16 protein-coding genes and 1 pseudogene are annotated in these 14,889 nt (G+C 53.4%); 15 read left to right on the top strand and 2 right to left on the bottom strand.

All coding sequences use genetic code 11. From position 1 onward, the window contains the following. Positions 1–27: 27 nt before the first annotated feature. Entirely contained in the window at positions 28–1,005 is a 978-nt protein-coding gene (locus ACOTZD_RS14365) for an FRG domain-containing protein (RefSeq protein ID WP_250128943.1), read from the bottom strand. 272 nt (positions 1,006–1,277) lie between these two features. Between ACOTZD_RS14365 and ACOTZD_RS14360 the strand changes: the two genes are divergently transcribed. From ACOTZD_RS14360 to ACOTZD_RS14335, 6 genes are read left to right on the top strand one after another with little or no spacing between them, the layout of a single operon-like run. Then, entirely contained in the window at positions 1,278–1,919 is a 642-nt protein-coding gene (locus ACOTZD_RS14360; protein WP_250128942.1) for a phage baseplate assembly protein V, read from the top strand. Continuing rightward, positions 1,916–2,266 (top strand): GPW/gp25 family protein, encoded by a 351-nt coding sequence (locus tag ACOTZD_RS14355; protein ID WP_368958391.1) that lies wholly within the window; start codon positions 1,916–1,918, stop codon positions 2,264–2,266. The genes ACOTZD_RS14360 and ACOTZD_RS14355 overlap by 4 nt, the downstream gene beginning before the upstream one ends. A gap of 5 nt (positions 2,267–2,271) precedes the next feature. Further along, complete coding sequence (locus tag ACOTZD_RS14350; protein ID WP_421636322.1) at positions 2,272–3,180, top strand: baseplate assembly protein; 909 nt, start codon at positions 2,272–2,274, stop codon at positions 3,178–3,180. Further along, the gene (locus ACOTZD_RS14345; protein ID WP_063848539.1) at positions 3,173–3,703 is read left to right on the top strand and encodes a phage tail protein I; all 531 of its coding nucleotides are present in this window, start codon (positions 3,173–3,175) and stop codon (positions 3,701–3,703) included. Before ACOTZD_RS14350 ends, ACOTZD_RS14345 begins: the two co-directional genes overlap by 8 nt. Positions 3,704–3,714: 11 nt before the next feature. After that, positions 3,715–5,622 carry a phage tail protein gene (locus ACOTZD_RS14340; RefSeq protein ID WP_421636321.1) on the top strand — a complete coding sequence of 636 codons (1,908 nt, stop codon included), beginning with the start codon at positions 3,715–3,717 and terminating at the stop codon, positions 5,620–5,622. Continuing rightward, positions 5,622–6,194: a tail fiber assembly protein gene (locus ACOTZD_RS14335; RefSeq protein ID WP_368958388.1), complete on the top strand. Its 573-nt coding sequence runs from the start codon at positions 5,622–5,624 to the stop codon at positions 6,192–6,194. The genes ACOTZD_RS14340 and ACOTZD_RS14335 overlap by 1 nt, the downstream gene beginning before the upstream one ends. A gap of 40 nt (positions 6,195–6,234) precedes the next feature. Here the strand turns inward: ACOTZD_RS14335 and ACOTZD_RS14330 are convergent, their stop codons facing one another. Beyond that, entirely contained in the window at positions 6,235–6,357 is a 123-nt protein-coding gene (locus ACOTZD_RS14330; protein WP_255248574.1) for a hypothetical protein, read from the bottom strand. Between the two features lie 228 nt (positions 6,358–6,585). Here ACOTZD_RS14330 and ACOTZD_RS14325 point away from each other — a divergent pair, with 228 nt between their 5' ends. The 9 genes and pseudogenes from ACOTZD_RS14325 (at position 6,586) to ACOTZD_RS14285 (ending at position 14,767) form a co-directional block, all read left to right on the top strand. Then, positions 6,586–7,779, top strand: coding sequence for a phage tail sheath protein (locus tag ACOTZD_RS14325; protein ID WP_421636320.1), 1,194 nt, complete (start codon positions 6,586–6,588; stop codon positions 7,777–7,779). A gap of 12 nt (positions 7,780–7,791) precedes the next feature. Beyond that, positions 7,792–8,310: a phage major tail tube protein gene (locus ACOTZD_RS14320; protein WP_421636319.1), complete on the top strand. Its 519-nt coding sequence runs from the start codon at positions 7,792–7,794 to the stop codon at positions 8,308–8,310. 55 nt (positions 8,311–8,365) lie between these two features. Then, the gene (locus tag ACOTZD_RS14315; RefSeq protein ID WP_088126665.1) at positions 8,366–8,659 is read left to right on the top strand and encodes a phage tail assembly protein; all 294 of its coding nucleotides are present in this window, start codon (positions 8,366–8,368) and stop codon (positions 8,657–8,659) included. A 32-nt stretch (positions 8,660–8,691) separates the two neighbouring features. Then, entirely contained in the window at positions 8,692–8,814 is a 123-nt protein-coding gene (locus tag ACOTZD_RS14310) for a GpE family phage tail protein (RefSeq protein WP_032658721.1), read from the top strand. Continuing rightward, a complete protein-coding gene (locus ACOTZD_RS14305; RefSeq protein WP_421636318.1) occupies positions 8,804–11,251 on the top strand; it encodes a phage tail tape measure protein in 2,448 nt (815 codons plus the stop codon). Before ACOTZD_RS14310 ends, ACOTZD_RS14305 begins: the two co-directional genes overlap by 11 nt. 13 nt (positions 11,252–11,264) lie before the next feature. Further along, positions 11,265–11,728, top strand: a pseudogene (locus ACOTZD_RS14300) (phage tail protein). Then, positions 11,725–12,894, top strand: coding sequence for a phage late control D family protein (locus ACOTZD_RS14295; protein WP_421636317.1), 1,170 nt, complete (start codon positions 11,725–11,727; stop codon positions 12,892–12,894). Before ACOTZD_RS14300 ends, ACOTZD_RS14295 begins: the two are co-directional and overlap by 4 nt. Positions 12,895–12,970: 76 nt before the next feature. Continuing rightward, on the top strand, positions 12,971–13,192 hold the full coding sequence (locus ACOTZD_RS14290) for a DNA-binding transcriptional regulator (protein WP_048975131.1): 222 nt from the start codon (positions 12,971–12,973) through the stop codon (positions 13,190–13,192). A 273-nt stretch (positions 13,193–13,465) separates the two neighbouring features. Continuing rightward, positions 13,466–14,767 carry an FRG domain-containing protein gene (locus ACOTZD_RS14285; RefSeq protein ID WP_421636316.1) on the top strand — a complete coding sequence of 434 codons (1,302 nt, stop codon included), beginning with the start codon at positions 13,466–13,468 and terminating at the stop codon, positions 14,765–14,767. Positions 14,768–14,889 lie beyond the last annotated feature (122 nt).

The following is a 14,889-nucleotide window of genomic DNA, read 5'->3' as shown; positions in this document are numbered from 1 at the left end:
TGGTGCTGCATTTTCAGTAGGGGGTTATTATATAGTGAACTTGAAATTTTTATTTGCGTGATTAAATTTCAGTGCCTGAGATAACCCGGATATCGAAGGGTATATTTTTGATGTGACAAACCCAAGCTGAATTAATTCTGTTTTTATTGCGTAGGGGTTTGATATTAAAATCTTCTTAAGGTTTTGAGAGTGTTTTGGTGTGAATGGTTTTAATATATTATTTTGGAAGGTAAACATGCATTCCTGACCATCCATTCTTCTATCGAATTTAAAGTGTGTAATAGATATTGGAGTCTGAGGTACGAAGCCTATCATCTCTACCGCTAGTTTTCTGAATTTATAGGATGATATTTTGCCGGAACTCAAAAAGTTAAACGTCCCACTTTGAAGGTCTGGCAGTGAATCTAATGCTTTTTTGTCATAAGCATTGTAACCACATTGAAATCCTTCATAAAATTCTTCACCTGTGAGTGTTTCTTCACCTGTGTAGCTATAGACTGCAGCATTGTTTTGTGTTTTTGGCTCTGAAAACTCAACAGCAAAAAATAGAGCCACGAGTGGATTTAAACTCCAGTCAATAAAGCGAGTAGGAAATCCATAATGTTGGGCGAGTAGTAAAAGTGATAGGTCAGAGTTAAGGATGAACTCCTTATTTTCTATTTCATTAAGGAATGGAGGTAAGAGGTTTTTGAAGTTAACATACCCGTGAAATATGGTATTTAACTTTTCATTTAATTGCTTATTATATTTTTCAGTTTTAAATAGATCTTCAAACCTCTGGGAGTTTATAGTGATCTTGCCGTATTTGCTTTCTATATCTTCAATTGAAGGTATTACGCTTCGTGTAAGGGATGACAATATAGGCCATTTGGCGTCATGCTGCCCTCTAAATAAATTTCCATAAAGCCATTCACCGTTTGAACTTTTTACAAGTTTAAGAAAGTCTGCGACGTTTGAAATTGTTCCTACGCAATTTGTAGTATCATCTAAATACAATTCTTTCATAATTCACCTAGGTGTTGGGGTTGTCATATATATTGTAACTTGATGTTTTACCAATATAAACTTAATTGTTGTGAATGCAACCTAATTTATTGAGATTTGGAAGGGGACGCGATTCGCTAATTTAACATAGGGATGTATTGGGCGATGAAGAGTACGTTTGAATTGACTTCATTTCGTCCTCTTTTTAAATACTGAATAAGTGCGAGGTTGTGCTATATCTCACAAAACTTGGCTTCATTGCCGCTGGCCTCGCCCGGCGGCATCCTTTCCCTATGAATAATTTAAATTCTCTGCAGGAAATCGCACGCGCGATCCGCAACCTTATCCGCACCGGCATTGTGACCGACGTTAACCTCGACGAGGGGCTGTGTCGTGTCCAGACCGGCGGCATGCAAACCACTTGGCTTAACTGGCTCACCTGTCGCGCCGGTCGTTCTCGCGTGTGGTGGGCTCCCTCGGTCGGTGAGCAGGTGTTATTGCTGGCCATCGGTGGCGAACTCGATACGGCCTTTGTGCTGCCGGGCATTTTCTCGGATGAACATCCCGCGCCGTCTACCTCGCCCGATGCGATTCACGTCGCCTTTCCTGACGGGGCGGTTATCGAGTACGAGCCCGAAAGCGGCGCGCTCACCGTGACAGGTATTAAGACCGCCGACGTCACCGCGTCGGATTCTATTACGGCGACTGTGCCGCTGGTACTGGTGAAAGCCGAAACCCGCATCACGCTCGATACGCCCGAGGTGGTGTGCACCAACAAGCTGACGACCGGCACGCTCGAAGTAAAGAAAGGCGGGAAGATGTCCGGGAACATCGAGCATACCGGCGGGACATTTACCTCAAACGGCGTGCAGGTGGATGACCACGACCACGGCGGCGTCGAACGGGGCGGAAGCTGGACGGAGGGTACTAAATGACGGTGCGTTATCTGGGCATGAACAGCCAGACCGGCCTCAGTATCTCGGAGGTCGAGCACATCAGGCAAAGCGTGCGCGACATTCTGATTACGCCGATTGGCTCGCGCGTCATGCGCCGTGAATACGGCTCGCTCCTGTCGGCGCTGATTGACCAGCCGCAGACCAGGGCGCTGCGCCTGCAGATTATGGCCGCGTGTTATTCCGCGATCCAGAAATGGGAGCCTCGCGTCAGCCTGACAAGCATCACCTTTGAGCGGTCGGAGGATGACGGCGGGCTGTATGTCGACATCACCGGCACGCGCGCGGCCAGCGGCCAGCCCTTTTCCCTCACCATTCCACTGAGTTAAACGCTATGGCAATTGTTGACCTGAACCAGCTCGCCGCGCCCGATGTCGTGGAAGTGCTGGATTATGAGAGCATCCTGAGCGAGCGCAAGGCAACGCTCGTCTCGTTATACCCCGAAGAACAACAGGAGGCCGTCGCGTGCACCCTGACGCTCGAATCAGAGCCGATTGTTAAGCTGCTGCAGGAAAACGCCTACCGGGAAGTTATCTGGCGACAGCGCGTCAACGAGGCCGCGCGTGCGGTCATGCTGGCGTATGCAGAAGATGCCGACCTTGACCAGATAGGCGGAAATTATAACGTCGAGCGCCTCGTCATCACGCCTCCAGATGACACGACGTTTCCGCCCACGCCAGCCGTGATGGAATCGGACACTGACTACCGCCTGCGCATTCAGCAGGCTTTTGAGGGACTGAGTACCGCAGGCTCAACCGGCGCATACCAGTTTCATGGCCGCAGCGCTGACGGGCGTGTCGCGGATATTTCCGTCATCAGTCCCGAGCCTGCGTGTGTGACCGTGTCGGTGCTGTCGCGTGAAAATAACGGCGTGGCCTCTGACGAGCTGCTCGCCATTGTGCGCACTGCGCTTAACGACGAGGACGTCCGGCCGGTTGCAGACCGCGTGACCGTGCAGTCAGCAAAAATTGTCGACTATAAAATCACCGCGTCGCTTTACCTTTACCCCGGTCCCGAAAGCGAGCCGGTGCTCAGTGCGGCAAAAGCAAAGCTGCAGGCGTATATCACCGCGCAGCACCGCCTCGGGCGTGACATCCGTAAATCTGCCATCTATGCGGCGCTCCACGTCGAGGGCGTGCAGCGCGTTGAGCTGGCCGCGCCGGTGGCTGACATCGTGCTCGACGAGACTCAGGCGTCATGGTGCACCGAGTACAGCGTGACCATCGGGGGCAACGATGAGTAATACCCGACTGCTGCCGGTGGGCTCCTCGCCGCTGGAGGTCGCCGCCGCGCGCGCCTGCGCTGAAATCGAAAACACGCCCGTACCCCTGCGCCGTCTCTGGAGTCCCGACGACTGCCCGGCAAACCTGCTGCCGTGGCTGGCGTGGGCGTTTTCCGTCGACCGGTGGGATGAGAGCTGGCCGGAGGACACAAAACGGGAAGTGATCCGCGCGGCGTGGTTTATCCATGCGCACAAGGGAACGATTGGCGCAGTGCGCCGCGTGGTGGAGCCGCTCGGCTATCTGATAAACGTCTCTGAATGGTGGGAGACAAACGACCCGCCCGGCACGTTTCGCCTCGATATCGGCGTGCTGGAGACCGGCATCACCGAGGAAATGTATTACGAAATGGAGCGGCTTATCGCCGATGCAAAGCCAGCCAGCCGCCATTTAATTGGCCTCAATATTATTCAGGATATCCCCGGCTACCTCTACACCGGCGCTCTGTCCTATGACGGCGACATCATCACGGTTTACCCCGGATAAGTGAGAGCACAATGACAGTGAAATACAAAACGGTCATCACCAAAGCCGGTGCAATCAAGCTGGCTGCAGCGACCATCCCGAACGGGAAAAAGGTGAACCTGACGGCGATGGCCGTGGGTGACGGTGGCGGCACGCTGCCGGTGCCTGACCCGAACCAGACAAAACTCGTCAAAGAGGTCTGGCGTCACGCGCTGAACAAAATCAGCCAGGATAAAAAGAATAAAAACTACGTCGTGGCGGAGCTGCTTATCCCGCCGGAGACCGGCGGTTTCTGGATGCGCGAGCTCGGGCTCTATGATGACACCGGCACGCTGATTGCGGTCGGCAATATGGCCGAAAGCTACAAGCCAGCGCTGGCGGAGGGGTCAGGCCGCGCGCAGACCGTGCGTATGGTTATCATGGTAAGCGACATCGAGTCAGTCGAGCTGACGATTGATACCTCAACGGTGATGGCAACGCAGGACTACGTCGACGACAAGATTGCGGAGCATGAGCAGTCCCGCCGCCATCCTGACGCCACGCTCACCGCAAAGGGCTTTACTCAGCTAAGTAATGCGACCGACAGTGCGTCTGAGAGCGTCGCAGCGACGCCGAAAGCGGTTAAAGCGGCATATGACCTTGCGAAAGGTAAATACACGGCTCAGGACGCCACCACGGCGCAAAAGGGTATCGTCCAGCTCAGCAGCGCGCCCGACAGCACGTCTGAGAGCGTCGCAGCGACGCCGAAAGCGGTTAAGGCAGCGTATGACCTTGCGAAAGGTAAATATTCGGCTCAGGACGCCACCACGGCGCAAAAGGGTATTGTCCAGCTCAGCAGCGCGACCGACAGTACGTCGGAGGCGCTGGCGGCGACACCGAAAGCAGTTAAGGCTGCGTTTGATGCCGCTAAGTCTGCGAATCAAAATGCTGAAGGTCGCGTGCCAAAGGGTGCTGGCCTGAATACCTATGCTGAATCATTTGCCGATGTTGCAGTTGATTTAAGAACGCGAAGCGGTTTTTTTAACGGCTCCTCTGTAAAAAATGGCATGCCCGGCGGCCATGCGTGGAAGCAATACATCAACTCCGCACACTCTAATACTCAGGGCTATAACACCGTCATTGGGATTGATTTTGATGGCAATGTCATTGGTTTTGCCGCTGTTACGGCAGGCGTTTTTAAGGGCTGGAAACTTCTTCATCATGACGGATATAACAATTACCCGGTAGGTGCGCCTATTCCGTGGCCGTCTGATACGGTGCCAGCCGGTTACGCCATTATGGCCGGTCAAACGTTTGATAAATCAGCATATCCACTTCTGGCGGCGGCATATCCTTCAGGCGTCATCCCGGATATGCGCAGCTGGACGATTAAGGGGAAACCCGCAAGCGGACGCGCAGTGCTGTCACAGGAGCTGGACGGCATTAAGTCGCACGCCCACGGTGCATCGGCTTCATCAACCGATCTCGGCACTAAAACGACCAGCGCATTCGATTACGGGACGAAAACGACCAGCGCCTTTGACTACGGAACAAAGTCATCAAACAGCACGGGCGCACACACGCACAGTATTTCCGGTACAGCAGCAAGCGCGGGGGCTCATAACCACTCCGTTCCTGTTTGGGTTGGCAGCGGGGGAGCCGGTGCTGGCCGATATGTGGATCGTAATGAGTTTAATAACGCACAAAATAACAACCCAAATGGTCCGCCTACAACGAGTGCGGGTGCGCATACTCATACCGTTTCAGGCACGGCGGCCAGCGCTGGCGCGCATGCGCATACGGTAGCCGTAGGGGCTCACACGCATACGGTGGCCGTAGGCTCGCACACTCACTCGGTTGTTATGGGGTCACACACCCACACCATCACCGTTGCCGCCACCGGTAACGCAGAGAACACTGTCAAAAACATTGCTTATAACTACATTGTGAGGCTCGCATAATGGCTTTTAAATTTTCTGGTAAAGACCGCACTATCCGAATTTATAACCTCCGCGCAGACACTCGGGAGTTTATTGGCGCGGGTGATGCCTATATACCGGCTAATACGGGTCTACCGGCAGACTGCACCAGTATTGCGCCGCCTGACGTGCCGGAGGGCAAGGTCGCTGTATTCAACGGAACAACGTGGGCGCTGGTCGAGGACTACCGAAACCAAACGCTCTACAGCAAAGAGACAGGCGAGCGCGTTTATATCGCCGCGCCCGGTGCTTTACCTGCCGATGTGACGACCATTGCCCCTGACGGAAACTATATGCGCTGGGGTGGCGAAAGCTGGGAGAAAGACACAGAGGCAGAACGCGCCGCAGAGGTGTCATTTGCTGAAGGTGAAAAAAAACGGCTGATGCAGGAAGCTACGCTCACGATTGAAACATTACAGGATGCTGTCGATTTGGGGGAGGCGAGCGAGAACGAGGTCAGCATGTTGACGGTGTGGAAAAAGTACCGTGTTTATCTTAGCCGGGTTTCCCCTGATGCCGCGCCGGATATTGAATGGCCTGCACTCCCGGTGTGAAAGGTTTCTGACAGATATAAAAAACCCGCGTTAAGCGGGTTTAGTCATAGGGGCATTCTTCATAGTCTTTTTCTGTTTCGTCACCGGCAAACAGTCTGAGCCAGCAAAAGCCAAAGAGCCACCATGCAGCCAGACCACCAACAACCCAGAGTAAAATCGTCATTATCGCTTCCTCGTTAATGCCGAAACGATAGCGACAATACCCATTCATTGATAATGGTTATCAGCGATCAATTTACCGTGATTGATCGCTGATAACGATCAATGACGCTTTCCTCACACGGCAACCGGTCACTGCGCGTTGTGCTGTCACTCCCCCAACGGCCTTTCGTTTCTCATGTCCCGCACACAACAGAAAATAGTCGCACCCCTTAACCACGGAGTTAAACGGATGAGCGACTATCATCACGGCGTCGAGGTCATCGAGATTAACGATGGCACGCGTACCATTTCCACCGTTTCGACAGCTATCATCGGCATGGTCTGCACCGCCAATGATGCTGACGATTCAACATTTCCGCTAAATGAGCCGGTGCTGATTACCAGCGTGCAGAACGCTATCGGTAAAGCCGGTAAGCTCGGCACCCTGTCAAAATCCCTGCAAGCCATTGCCGACCAGTGCAAGCCGGTCGTTGTGGTTGTGCGCGTTGCCGAAGGTATTGAAGACCCGGACGACCCGGAAGCGGCGCAGAAAGAAACCATTTCCAACATCATCGGCACGACCGACGAAAACGGCAAATACACCGGTCTTAAAGCGCTGTTGACCGCCAAAACTGTCACCGGCGTTAAGCCGCGCATTCTCGGCGTGCCGGGGCTGGATTCTCTGGAAGTGGCGACCGCGCTCGCGGCGACCTGTCAGAGCCTGCGCGCGTTTGGCTATATCAGCGCGTGGGGCTGCAAGACCATTTCCGAAGCTATCGCCTACCGTGAGAATTTCAGCCAGCGTGAGCTGATGGTCATTCACCCTGATTTTCTGGCGTGGGACACCACGGCGAATCAGACCGATATTGCATGGGCGACCGCCCGCGCGCTCGGCCTGCGTGCCAAAATCGACCAGGAGACGGGCTGGCACAAAACGCTCTCTAACGTCGGCGTGAATGGCGTCACCGGCGTCAGTGCCTCGGTCTCGTGGGACTTGCAGGAGAAGGCCACCGACGCGAACCTGTTAAATCAGGCCGGTGTCACCACGTTGATCCGTAACGACGGCTTTAAATTTTGGGGCAACCGTACCTGCTCCGACGATCCGTTATTCCTCTTTGAAAACTACACCCGCACGGCGCAGGTACTTGCTGACACGATGGCGGAGGCGCACGCCTGGGCGATTGATAAACCCGTCACCGCAACGCTTATCCGCGACATCGTCGCCGGTATCAATGCGAAATTCCGCGAGCTGAAAAACAACGGCTATATCGTTGACGGCTCCTGCTGGTACGACCCGGAGTCAAACAGCGTGGAAACGCTCAAGGTGGGGAAACTGTTTATCGATTACGACTACACCCCCGTCCCGCCGCTGGAAAACCTGACCCTGCGCCAGCGCATCACTGATACCTATCTGGCGAACCTGTCAGAGTCGGTCAACAGCTAAGGAGCTCTGAGCATGGCATTACCACGCAAACTGAAATACCTGAACATGTTCAACGATGGCCTGAGCTACATGGGTGTTGTTGAATCCGTCACCCTGCCGAAGCTGACCCGTAAGCTTGAGAAATACCGCGGCGGCGGGATGCCGGGCTCGGTGTCGATTGACCTCGGTCTCGATGACGATGCGCTGTCGTGCGAGTGGACGCTCGGCGGTCTGCCTGACGTCGAGCTGTGGGCGCAGTACGCCTCACCGGGCGCAGACAGCGTACCGTTGCGCTTTACCGGCTCATACCAGCGCGATGACACCGGCGCGATTTCTGCCGTTGAGGTGGTCATGCGTGGCCGTCACAAGGAGTACGACGGCGGCGAAAACAAACAGGGCGAAAGCGGCACGACCAAAATCTCGACCGAATGCGCGTACTACCAGCTCACGATTGACGGTAAGGAGGTCATCGAGATTGACGTCATCAACATGGTGCTGAAAGTCGACGGCGACGACCGTCTGGCAGAGCACCGCAAGGCCATCGGCCTGTAACCCCTTAACCGGTCAGTCAGGCTGGCCGGTCACTAACTTTGACGAGACCAACATCATGGAAAACATCAACGAAACCGAAAACTCAAACATTGTGATCCTCGATAACCCCATCATGCGCGGTGAGCAGAAAATCGAACAGGTGACCGTCACAAAACCCAACGCGGGAACCCTGCGCGGTGTGAGTCTGGCCTCGCTGGCAAATTCTGACGTCGATGCGCTGATTAAGGTGCTGCCGCGCATGACGTACCCGGCACTCACCGAGCATGAGGTCACGCGTCTGGAAGCGTCAGACCTGATTTTGTTCGCCGGTAAGGTGGTCGGTTTTTTGTCGCCATCTTCGGCTCGCTGACGTTCCCCGATAACCTTTCGGTCGATGACCTGATGGCGGATATCGCGGTGATTTTTCACTGGCCGCCATCAGAGCTGAATTCCCTGAGCGTGACCGAGCTCATCACATGGCGCGATAAGGCGCTGCAGCGAAGCGGAAACCACCATGAGCAATAACGTCAGACTTGAGGTGCTGCTTAACGCAGTAGACCGGGCAAGCCGACCGCTCAAAGCTATCCAGAACGCCAGTAAATCCCTTGCTAGCGATATCCGCACTTCTCAAAACACCCTGCGCGATCTGAATGCGCAGGCGTCACGAATTGACGGATTCAGGAAAGCGAGCGCACAGCTTGCCGTGACCGGTCAGTCGCTTAACAAAGCGAAACAGGAGGCCGCAGCGCTGGCCGTCCAGTTTAAAAACACCGAAAACCCCACTAACGCGCAGGCGCGCGCGATGGAGGCGGCAAAGAAATCCGCCGCTGACCTGCAGCTCAAATATAACGGGCTCAGGCAGTCGGTGCAGCGCCAGCGCACGGAGCTCGCGCAGGCCGGGATAAATACCCGCACGCTGTCGGCAGACGAGCGCCGTCTGAAATCCAGCATCAGCGAGACCACCGCGAAGCTTAACCGGCAACGTGATGCACTGGCGCGCGTCAGTCAGCAACAGGCCAGACTCAGCGCGGTAAAAAGCCGCTATGAATCCGGGCAACAGCTCGCCGCCGGTGCGCGTAATGCCGGGATGGTGGGCGTCGGGGTGGCGACCGCCGGGCTTTATGGTGCGTCACGCTTTATTGCGCCGGGTATCGGTTTTGATAAGCAGATGTCAGGCACGCAGGCGATCCTCGGGCTCGATAAGGGCGACGATAAGCTCGCGGCCATTCGTCAACAGGCGCGTGATATCGGTGCGACAACCGCCTTTTCACCGGGTGATGTAGCGCGCACGCAGACCACGCTCGCACGCTCGGGCTATAACGCCGATGACGTGCTGGCCGCGACCGGTTCGACCGTAAACCTCAGCCTCGCGGCCGATGTGGATATCGCAGAAGCCGCCGACATTATCACTAACATGCAGTCGGCATTTAACCTGCCGACCACCGAGATTGAGCGCGTCGCGGATGTGATGACGAAAGGCTTTACGTCATCTAACACCGGTCTCGTCGAGTTGGGCGAGGCGATGAAATATGTCGCGCCAATTGCTGAGGCTGCAGGTGCGAGCATCGAAGACACGACCGCCATGCTCGGCATTCTGGCGGATAACGGGATTAAAGGCTCGATGGCCGGGACGGGCGCGAGTGCCATTTTCAACCGTCTGCAGGCTCCTATGGGTAAGGCCGTTGTGGCCATTTCAGAATTAGGCGTGATAACCCGCGACGGCAAAGGGAACATGCTGCCGGTCGAGAAAATCCTCAAAGATATTCACAAGTCCTTTGCGAAAAACAAGCTCGGCACCGCAGAGCAGGGCGAATATCTGAAAGTCATTTTCGGTGAAGAGGCCATGAAGGGGGCGATTAAACTCGTCGCCGCTGCCGGTGATGGCTCGCTCGACAATAAGCGTCAGCAAATCCGCGACTCAAAAGGCACGACCGAGCGCATTGCGAAAATACAAACGGATAACCTCGACGGCGATCTGAAAAACCTGCAGTCAGCATGGGAAGACCTGCAGATTGAGGTTTTCGAAAAAGAAGACTCAGCACTGCGTCGCCTGACGGTTTCCGCGACAGACTGGCTCGGCAAGGTGGCCGCGTGGGCGAAAGCTAACCCTGAACTGACGCAAACCATGTTTAACCTTGTCGCCGGTGGTCTGGCGCTGGTTGGGGTGCTCGGCGGGATTGGTCTGATTGCATGGCCTGTCATCGCAGGAATAAACGCGATTATCGCTGCTGCTGGCATGCTGAGCGTTGTTTTCACTACTGCCGGAAGTGCCATTGTCGCGGCATTAGGGGCAATCATTCTGCCGGTGGTCGCGGTGGTCGCTGCCGTGGTGGCCGGTGCGCTGCTTATCCGTAAATACTGGGAGCCAATAAGCGCATTCTTTTCGGGTGTGGTGGAGGGGCTTAAAGCGGCCTTTGCGCCGGTGGCTGAAATTTTCTCGCCGCTCGCGCCGGTGTTTGATTCCATCATCGAAAAACTGCGCGGGGTCTGGCAGTGGTTCACTGACCTGATAGCGCCGGTTAAGGCAACGCAGGAGACGCTCGATAGCTGCAAAAATGCGGGGGTGTTGTTCGGTAAGGCACTGGCCGACGCGCTGATGTTACCGCTCAATAGTTTTAACAAACTGCGCGGCGGCGTTAACTGGTTACTGGAGAAACTCGGGGTTATCAATAAAGAGTCGAGCGACCTTGACCAGAAAGCCGCAAAAGCCAATGCCGCAACGGGTTCAGTTAAAGAGTCCAGTATCAGATCAACCCCGTTGTTTGGCGATTCTCAGTGGTATCACCCGGTGCCGGCTCCTGCCGGAAAGACCTATGTTGACCAGAGCAAACCTGAATATCACATCACTTTACAGGGGGGCGTCGCCCCGGGCAGTGACCTCGACCGCCAGCTCAGGGAGGCCGTCGATAAACTCGACCGGGAAAATCGTGCGCGCCAGCGCTCAAGTATGCGCCATGACTGATGAGGGCTAAAACATGTTAATGGTACTGGGTTTATTTGTATTTGAGCGCCGAACGCTGCCGCATCAGTCGATGCAGTATTCGAAGGACTACCGCTGGGCGTCTAACGATCGCATCGGCAAACCACCGGCCTATCAGTTTCTTGGGGAGGGGGAAACCTCGCGCACGCTCTCGGGCGTGCTCTACCCGAAATCACCGGCGGTCGCCTCTCACTGACCGCCATCGAGCTGATGGCCGACGAAGGCAGGGCGTGGCCGCTGATTGACGGAACGGGCATGATCCACGGCATGTATGTCATCGATAAAGTGACCCACACGCACAGCGAATTATTCAGCGACGGCGCGGCCAGAAAAATCGAGTTTAGCCTCTCGCTGAAACGGGTCGATGAGTCGCTCGCGGCAATTTACGGCGACCTGAAAACGCAGGCCGACAATCTGGTGACGTCTGCCGGTAACTGGCTGGGAGGGCTGGCGGGATGATTACGGGTATGAATATTCAGGCCGGGGTGCAGATTGCCCCGGCGTTTATGCTGACGCTCGATGGCGATGATATCACGCAGAATTTCAGCGACCGGCTAATCAGCCTGACCATGACGGACAACCGCGGATTCGAAGCCGACCAGCTCGACATCGAGCTCGATGACAGCGACGGGCTTGTCGAGTTGCCTCCGCGCGGTGCAAAGCTGACGCTGTGGTTAGGCTGGCAGGGATCCGCCTTGCTGAATAAAGGGAGTTTCACGGTCGATGAAATCGAGCACCGGGGCGCGCCTGATACGCTCACCATCAGGGGGCGCAGCGCTGATTTTCGCGGGTCGCTTAATTCACGCCGGGAACAGTCATGGCATGACACCACGCTCGGGGTCATTGTGGAGACCATTGCGGCACGCAACAAGCTGACGGCCAGCGTGGCGGAAACGCTGAAAGCGATCCCCGTGCCTCACATTGACCAGACGCAGGAATCTGACGCGGCATTTCTGGCGAGGCTGGCGGAGCGCAACGGCGCATCTGTCGCGGTGAAGTTTGGGAAACTGTTATTCCTGAAAGCCGGTAGCGCACAGACGGCCAGTGGCAAGCCTATCCCGCAAATGACCGTCGAGCGCGGCGATGGCGACCGGCATCAGTTCGCCATCGCTGACCGGGAAGCCTACACCGGGGTAACGGCAAAATGGCTGCACACCAAAGACCCGAAGCCGCAAAAGCAAAAGGTGAAGCTCAGACGCAAACCAAAGGCGCAGCACCTGCGCGCGCTGCAGCATCCGAAAGCGACCAAAACCACTGCAAAGGCAAAAGCCCAAAAAGAGCAGGAAGCGCGTGAGGGTGAGTATATGGTCGGTGAGTCTGACAACGTGCTGGAGCTGGTGACCATCTACGCGACAAAGGCGCAGGCCATGCGCGCCGCTCAGGCAAAATGGGACAAGCTGCAGCGAGGTGTCGCGGAGTTTTCAATCTCGCTGGCGCTCGGCCGCGCAGATTTATTTCCTGAAACGCCGGTGGCGGTGAAAGGCTTTAAGCGCGTTATAGACGAGCAGGCATGGATAATCAGCCGGGTGGTGCATAACCTCAACGGGAACGGCTACACAACGGGCTTAGAGCTTGAGGTTAAGGTTTCGGATGTGGAGTACGAAAGCGAAGAATTAATGCAGTGATTTGATTTTAACTATTTATTATATAAAAATAAAGTGAGTAAAATTAACGCATCGGAAATTTTATGAGGTGCTCGCCATGTTTCACTGTCCAAAATGCCATTTCGCCGCTCACGCCCGCACAAGTCGCTATTTTACTGACACGACCAAGGAGCGTTACCACCAGTGCACAAACATCAACTGCAGCGCGACGTTTGTGACCACCGAAACGGTCGAGCGCTTTATCGTATCACCGGGGGTTGTAGTGCCAGCGGCACCGCATCCGACAACGTCAGGCCAGCAACAGATCCACTGGATGTGACCAAAAGATAGCCCCGTGTATACGGGGATATCTATTTTTTGTAGTTGATAAAACATCATTAATTGCTAATAATCTCATTGCGAATAACTTATTGATACAAATATTGCTTTATTGAAATGAGTATGAATAATATGTAAATATCTTTTCACTATTGCCTTCCTGTATTCAAAAAGGTTTTTCACTGAAATTATTTGCTCGATTCCGATTGGAAAATTTATTGCCACACATGTCGGTTTCTTGAGTTCACTTTTTGACTCTAGCCCATGGATAAAAATGAAAAATATTAAAGTTAGTACGCTTAATGAGTTGGAAGCGTTGATAGACGAATTTGGTCAAGACGTACTGTTTAGGGGGCAACTTACTCACTATGGTGAACCTGGAGAGCCATCCATTATCGCTTCATTTGATCGGCAGGATTGTATTCCAACAGAAACAATCAAATGGTCCCGTTATGCGAGCAAGGTTCTTGAGGTGCTAATTGGTGAGCATGTCAATGACATAGGTTATGTTCAGGCCCTTTTGCAACATTATGGATGGAGATCATTTTATATAGACTGCTCTTCTAGTCCTGCTGTAAGTGCATGGTTTGCTAGCCATAAGTATACCGAATCACCCAGCATCGACATGTGTGAAGATTGTGATGAAAACTTTCTATGGGAAAGAAAAAAATACGTTAGTTATGTCTATGAAGAGGGTGAAGGTCACCTTTATGTGATTGATAAATCGATTGCTAATGAGGTGGGGCTCATAGATCTTGCCACTTTAACAATTAAGGCGTCTCATCCTCGAACTGAAGCGCAAAAGGCGTGGCTCTTGGGACCTACGATGGGAAAGGTCGTTCCAAAAAATTGCTTCATTGCTCAAATAACAGCAAGTAGAGCTATTTTTCGTGATTATGCAGCCTTACATGGTTTAACGAAAACTGATTCTCTTTTCCCGCCTGTGTCAAAAGACCCCATTCTCAAAGCACTTTTAGATTTACCATGGAGAGAAATAGAGTCGCTACGTGATCCGGAATTCCCTGTGCCTGTATTTAAACGCGCGCTTGAAATACCTGAGTATCAGGATAGTTTTAAAAAAATTGCGTCACCAGATACAGCATTTTACCAAGGCGGTAAAATTAGTGAAATTTTCATGTCGATTGATACGGTTAAAGGTGAATTGACAGGGGGGAAGGTTGTTTCAGCTCCGGGGGTAATTATTTTTGGAACTGCACCAGCCGAAACTCCAATGAGATTTCCTAAAATCGAAAAAATGATTGAAGGTAAAACTTACCTTGCATTCGAAATCGATGAAATTATTAAGCATCCCGGCATGGGCCATAACGTCGTATATCAAAAAGGAATAGGTATAATCAATCATGCGCAGGATCTTTTTGAGGTTTGTGAGTTGGTGGTCATGCATCCTGGATTAGAGATGACAAACGCTGGTTTATGCCCTGGATGGTATTACCGCAGACAACCTTCTGGCTTATGGGAGCGTGAACATAACGCTAATGAATGTGACTGCAAAAACGACAGTATCCATCAACGACATATTTCAGCTCTTATTATAGCTGAGCATGAACTTCGTTAACTCTAGCGAAAACGATTTAATTAATGGATTTCTATTCACTGAGGACCGAAATTTGCTCATCAAGAGTAAGCCCCGCTACTGCTGGGCTTCTTGTAACGATGTGGTCAATCTGTGGACATGGC

The organism is Enterobacter cloacae complex sp. SHL022, from assembly GCF_049237785.1.
In the GTDB taxonomy this organism is placed as follows: domain Bacteria; phylum Pseudomonadota; class Gammaproteobacteria; order Enterobacterales; family Enterobacteriaceae; genus Enterobacter; species Enterobacter hormaechei_C.
The sequence above is the reverse complement of the archived record's forward strand: the minus strand, read 5'-3'. Positions and strand labels throughout refer to the sequence as shown.

Excerpts from the sequence above, each read along its gene's own strand:
- ACOTZD_RS14365 (WP_250128943.1), bottom strand. The coding sequence starts at position 1,005 with ATGAAAGAATTGTATTTAGATGATACTACAAATTGCGTAGGAACAATT.
- ACOTZD_RS14360 (WP_250128942.1), top strand. The coding sequence starts at position 1,278 with ATGAATAATTTAAATTCTCTGCAGGAAATCGCACGCGCGATCCGCAAC.
- ACOTZD_RS14355 (WP_368958391.1), top strand. The coding sequence starts at position 1,916 with ATGACGGTGCGTTATCTGGGCATGAACAGCCAGACCGGCCTCAGTATC.
- ACOTZD_RS14350 (WP_421636322.1), top strand. The coding sequence starts at position 2,272 with ATGGCAATTGTTGACCTGAACCAGCTCGCCGCGCCCGATGTCGTGGAA.
- ACOTZD_RS14345 (WP_063848539.1), top strand. The coding sequence starts at position 3,173 with ATGAGTAATACCCGACTGCTGCCGGTGGGCTCCTCGCCGCTGGAGGTC.
- ACOTZD_RS14340 (WP_421636321.1), top strand. The coding sequence starts at position 3,715 with ATGACAGTGAAATACAAAACGGTCATCACCAAAGCCGGTGCAATCAAG.
- ACOTZD_RS14335 (WP_368958388.1), top strand. The coding sequence starts at position 5,622 with ATGGCTTTTAAATTTTCTGGTAAAGACCGCACTATCCGAATTTATAAC.
- ACOTZD_RS14330 (WP_255248574.1), bottom strand. The coding sequence starts at position 6,357 with ATGACGATTTTACTCTGGGTTGTTGGTGGTCTGGCTGCATGGTGGCTC.
- ACOTZD_RS14325 (WP_421636320.1), top strand. The coding sequence starts at position 6,586 with ATGAGCGACTATCATCACGGCGTCGAGGTCATCGAGATTAACGATGGC.
- ACOTZD_RS14320 (WP_421636319.1), top strand. The coding sequence starts at position 7,792 with ATGGCATTACCACGCAAACTGAAATACCTGAACATGTTCAACGATGGC.
- ACOTZD_RS14315 (WP_088126665.1), top strand. The coding sequence starts at position 8,366 with ATGGAAAACATCAACGAAACCGAAAACTCAAACATTGTGATCCTCGAT.
- ACOTZD_RS14310 (WP_032658721.1), top strand. The coding sequence starts at position 8,692 with ATGGCGGATATCGCGGTGATTTTTCACTGGCCGCCATCAGAGCTGAAT.
- ACOTZD_RS14305 (WP_421636318.1), top strand. The coding sequence starts at position 8,804 with ATGAGCAATAACGTCAGACTTGAGGTGCTGCTTAACGCAGTAGACCGG.
- ACOTZD_RS14295 (WP_421636317.1), top strand. The coding sequence starts at position 11,725 with ATGATTACGGGTATGAATATTCAGGCCGGGGTGCAGATTGCCCCGGCG.
- ACOTZD_RS14290 (WP_048975131.1), top strand. The coding sequence starts at position 12,971 with ATGTTTCACTGTCCAAAATGCCATTTCGCCGCTCACGCCCGCACAAGT.
- ACOTZD_RS14285 (WP_421636316.1), top strand. The coding sequence starts at position 13,466 with ATGAAAAATATTAAAGTTAGTACGCTTAATGAGTTGGAAGCGTTGATA.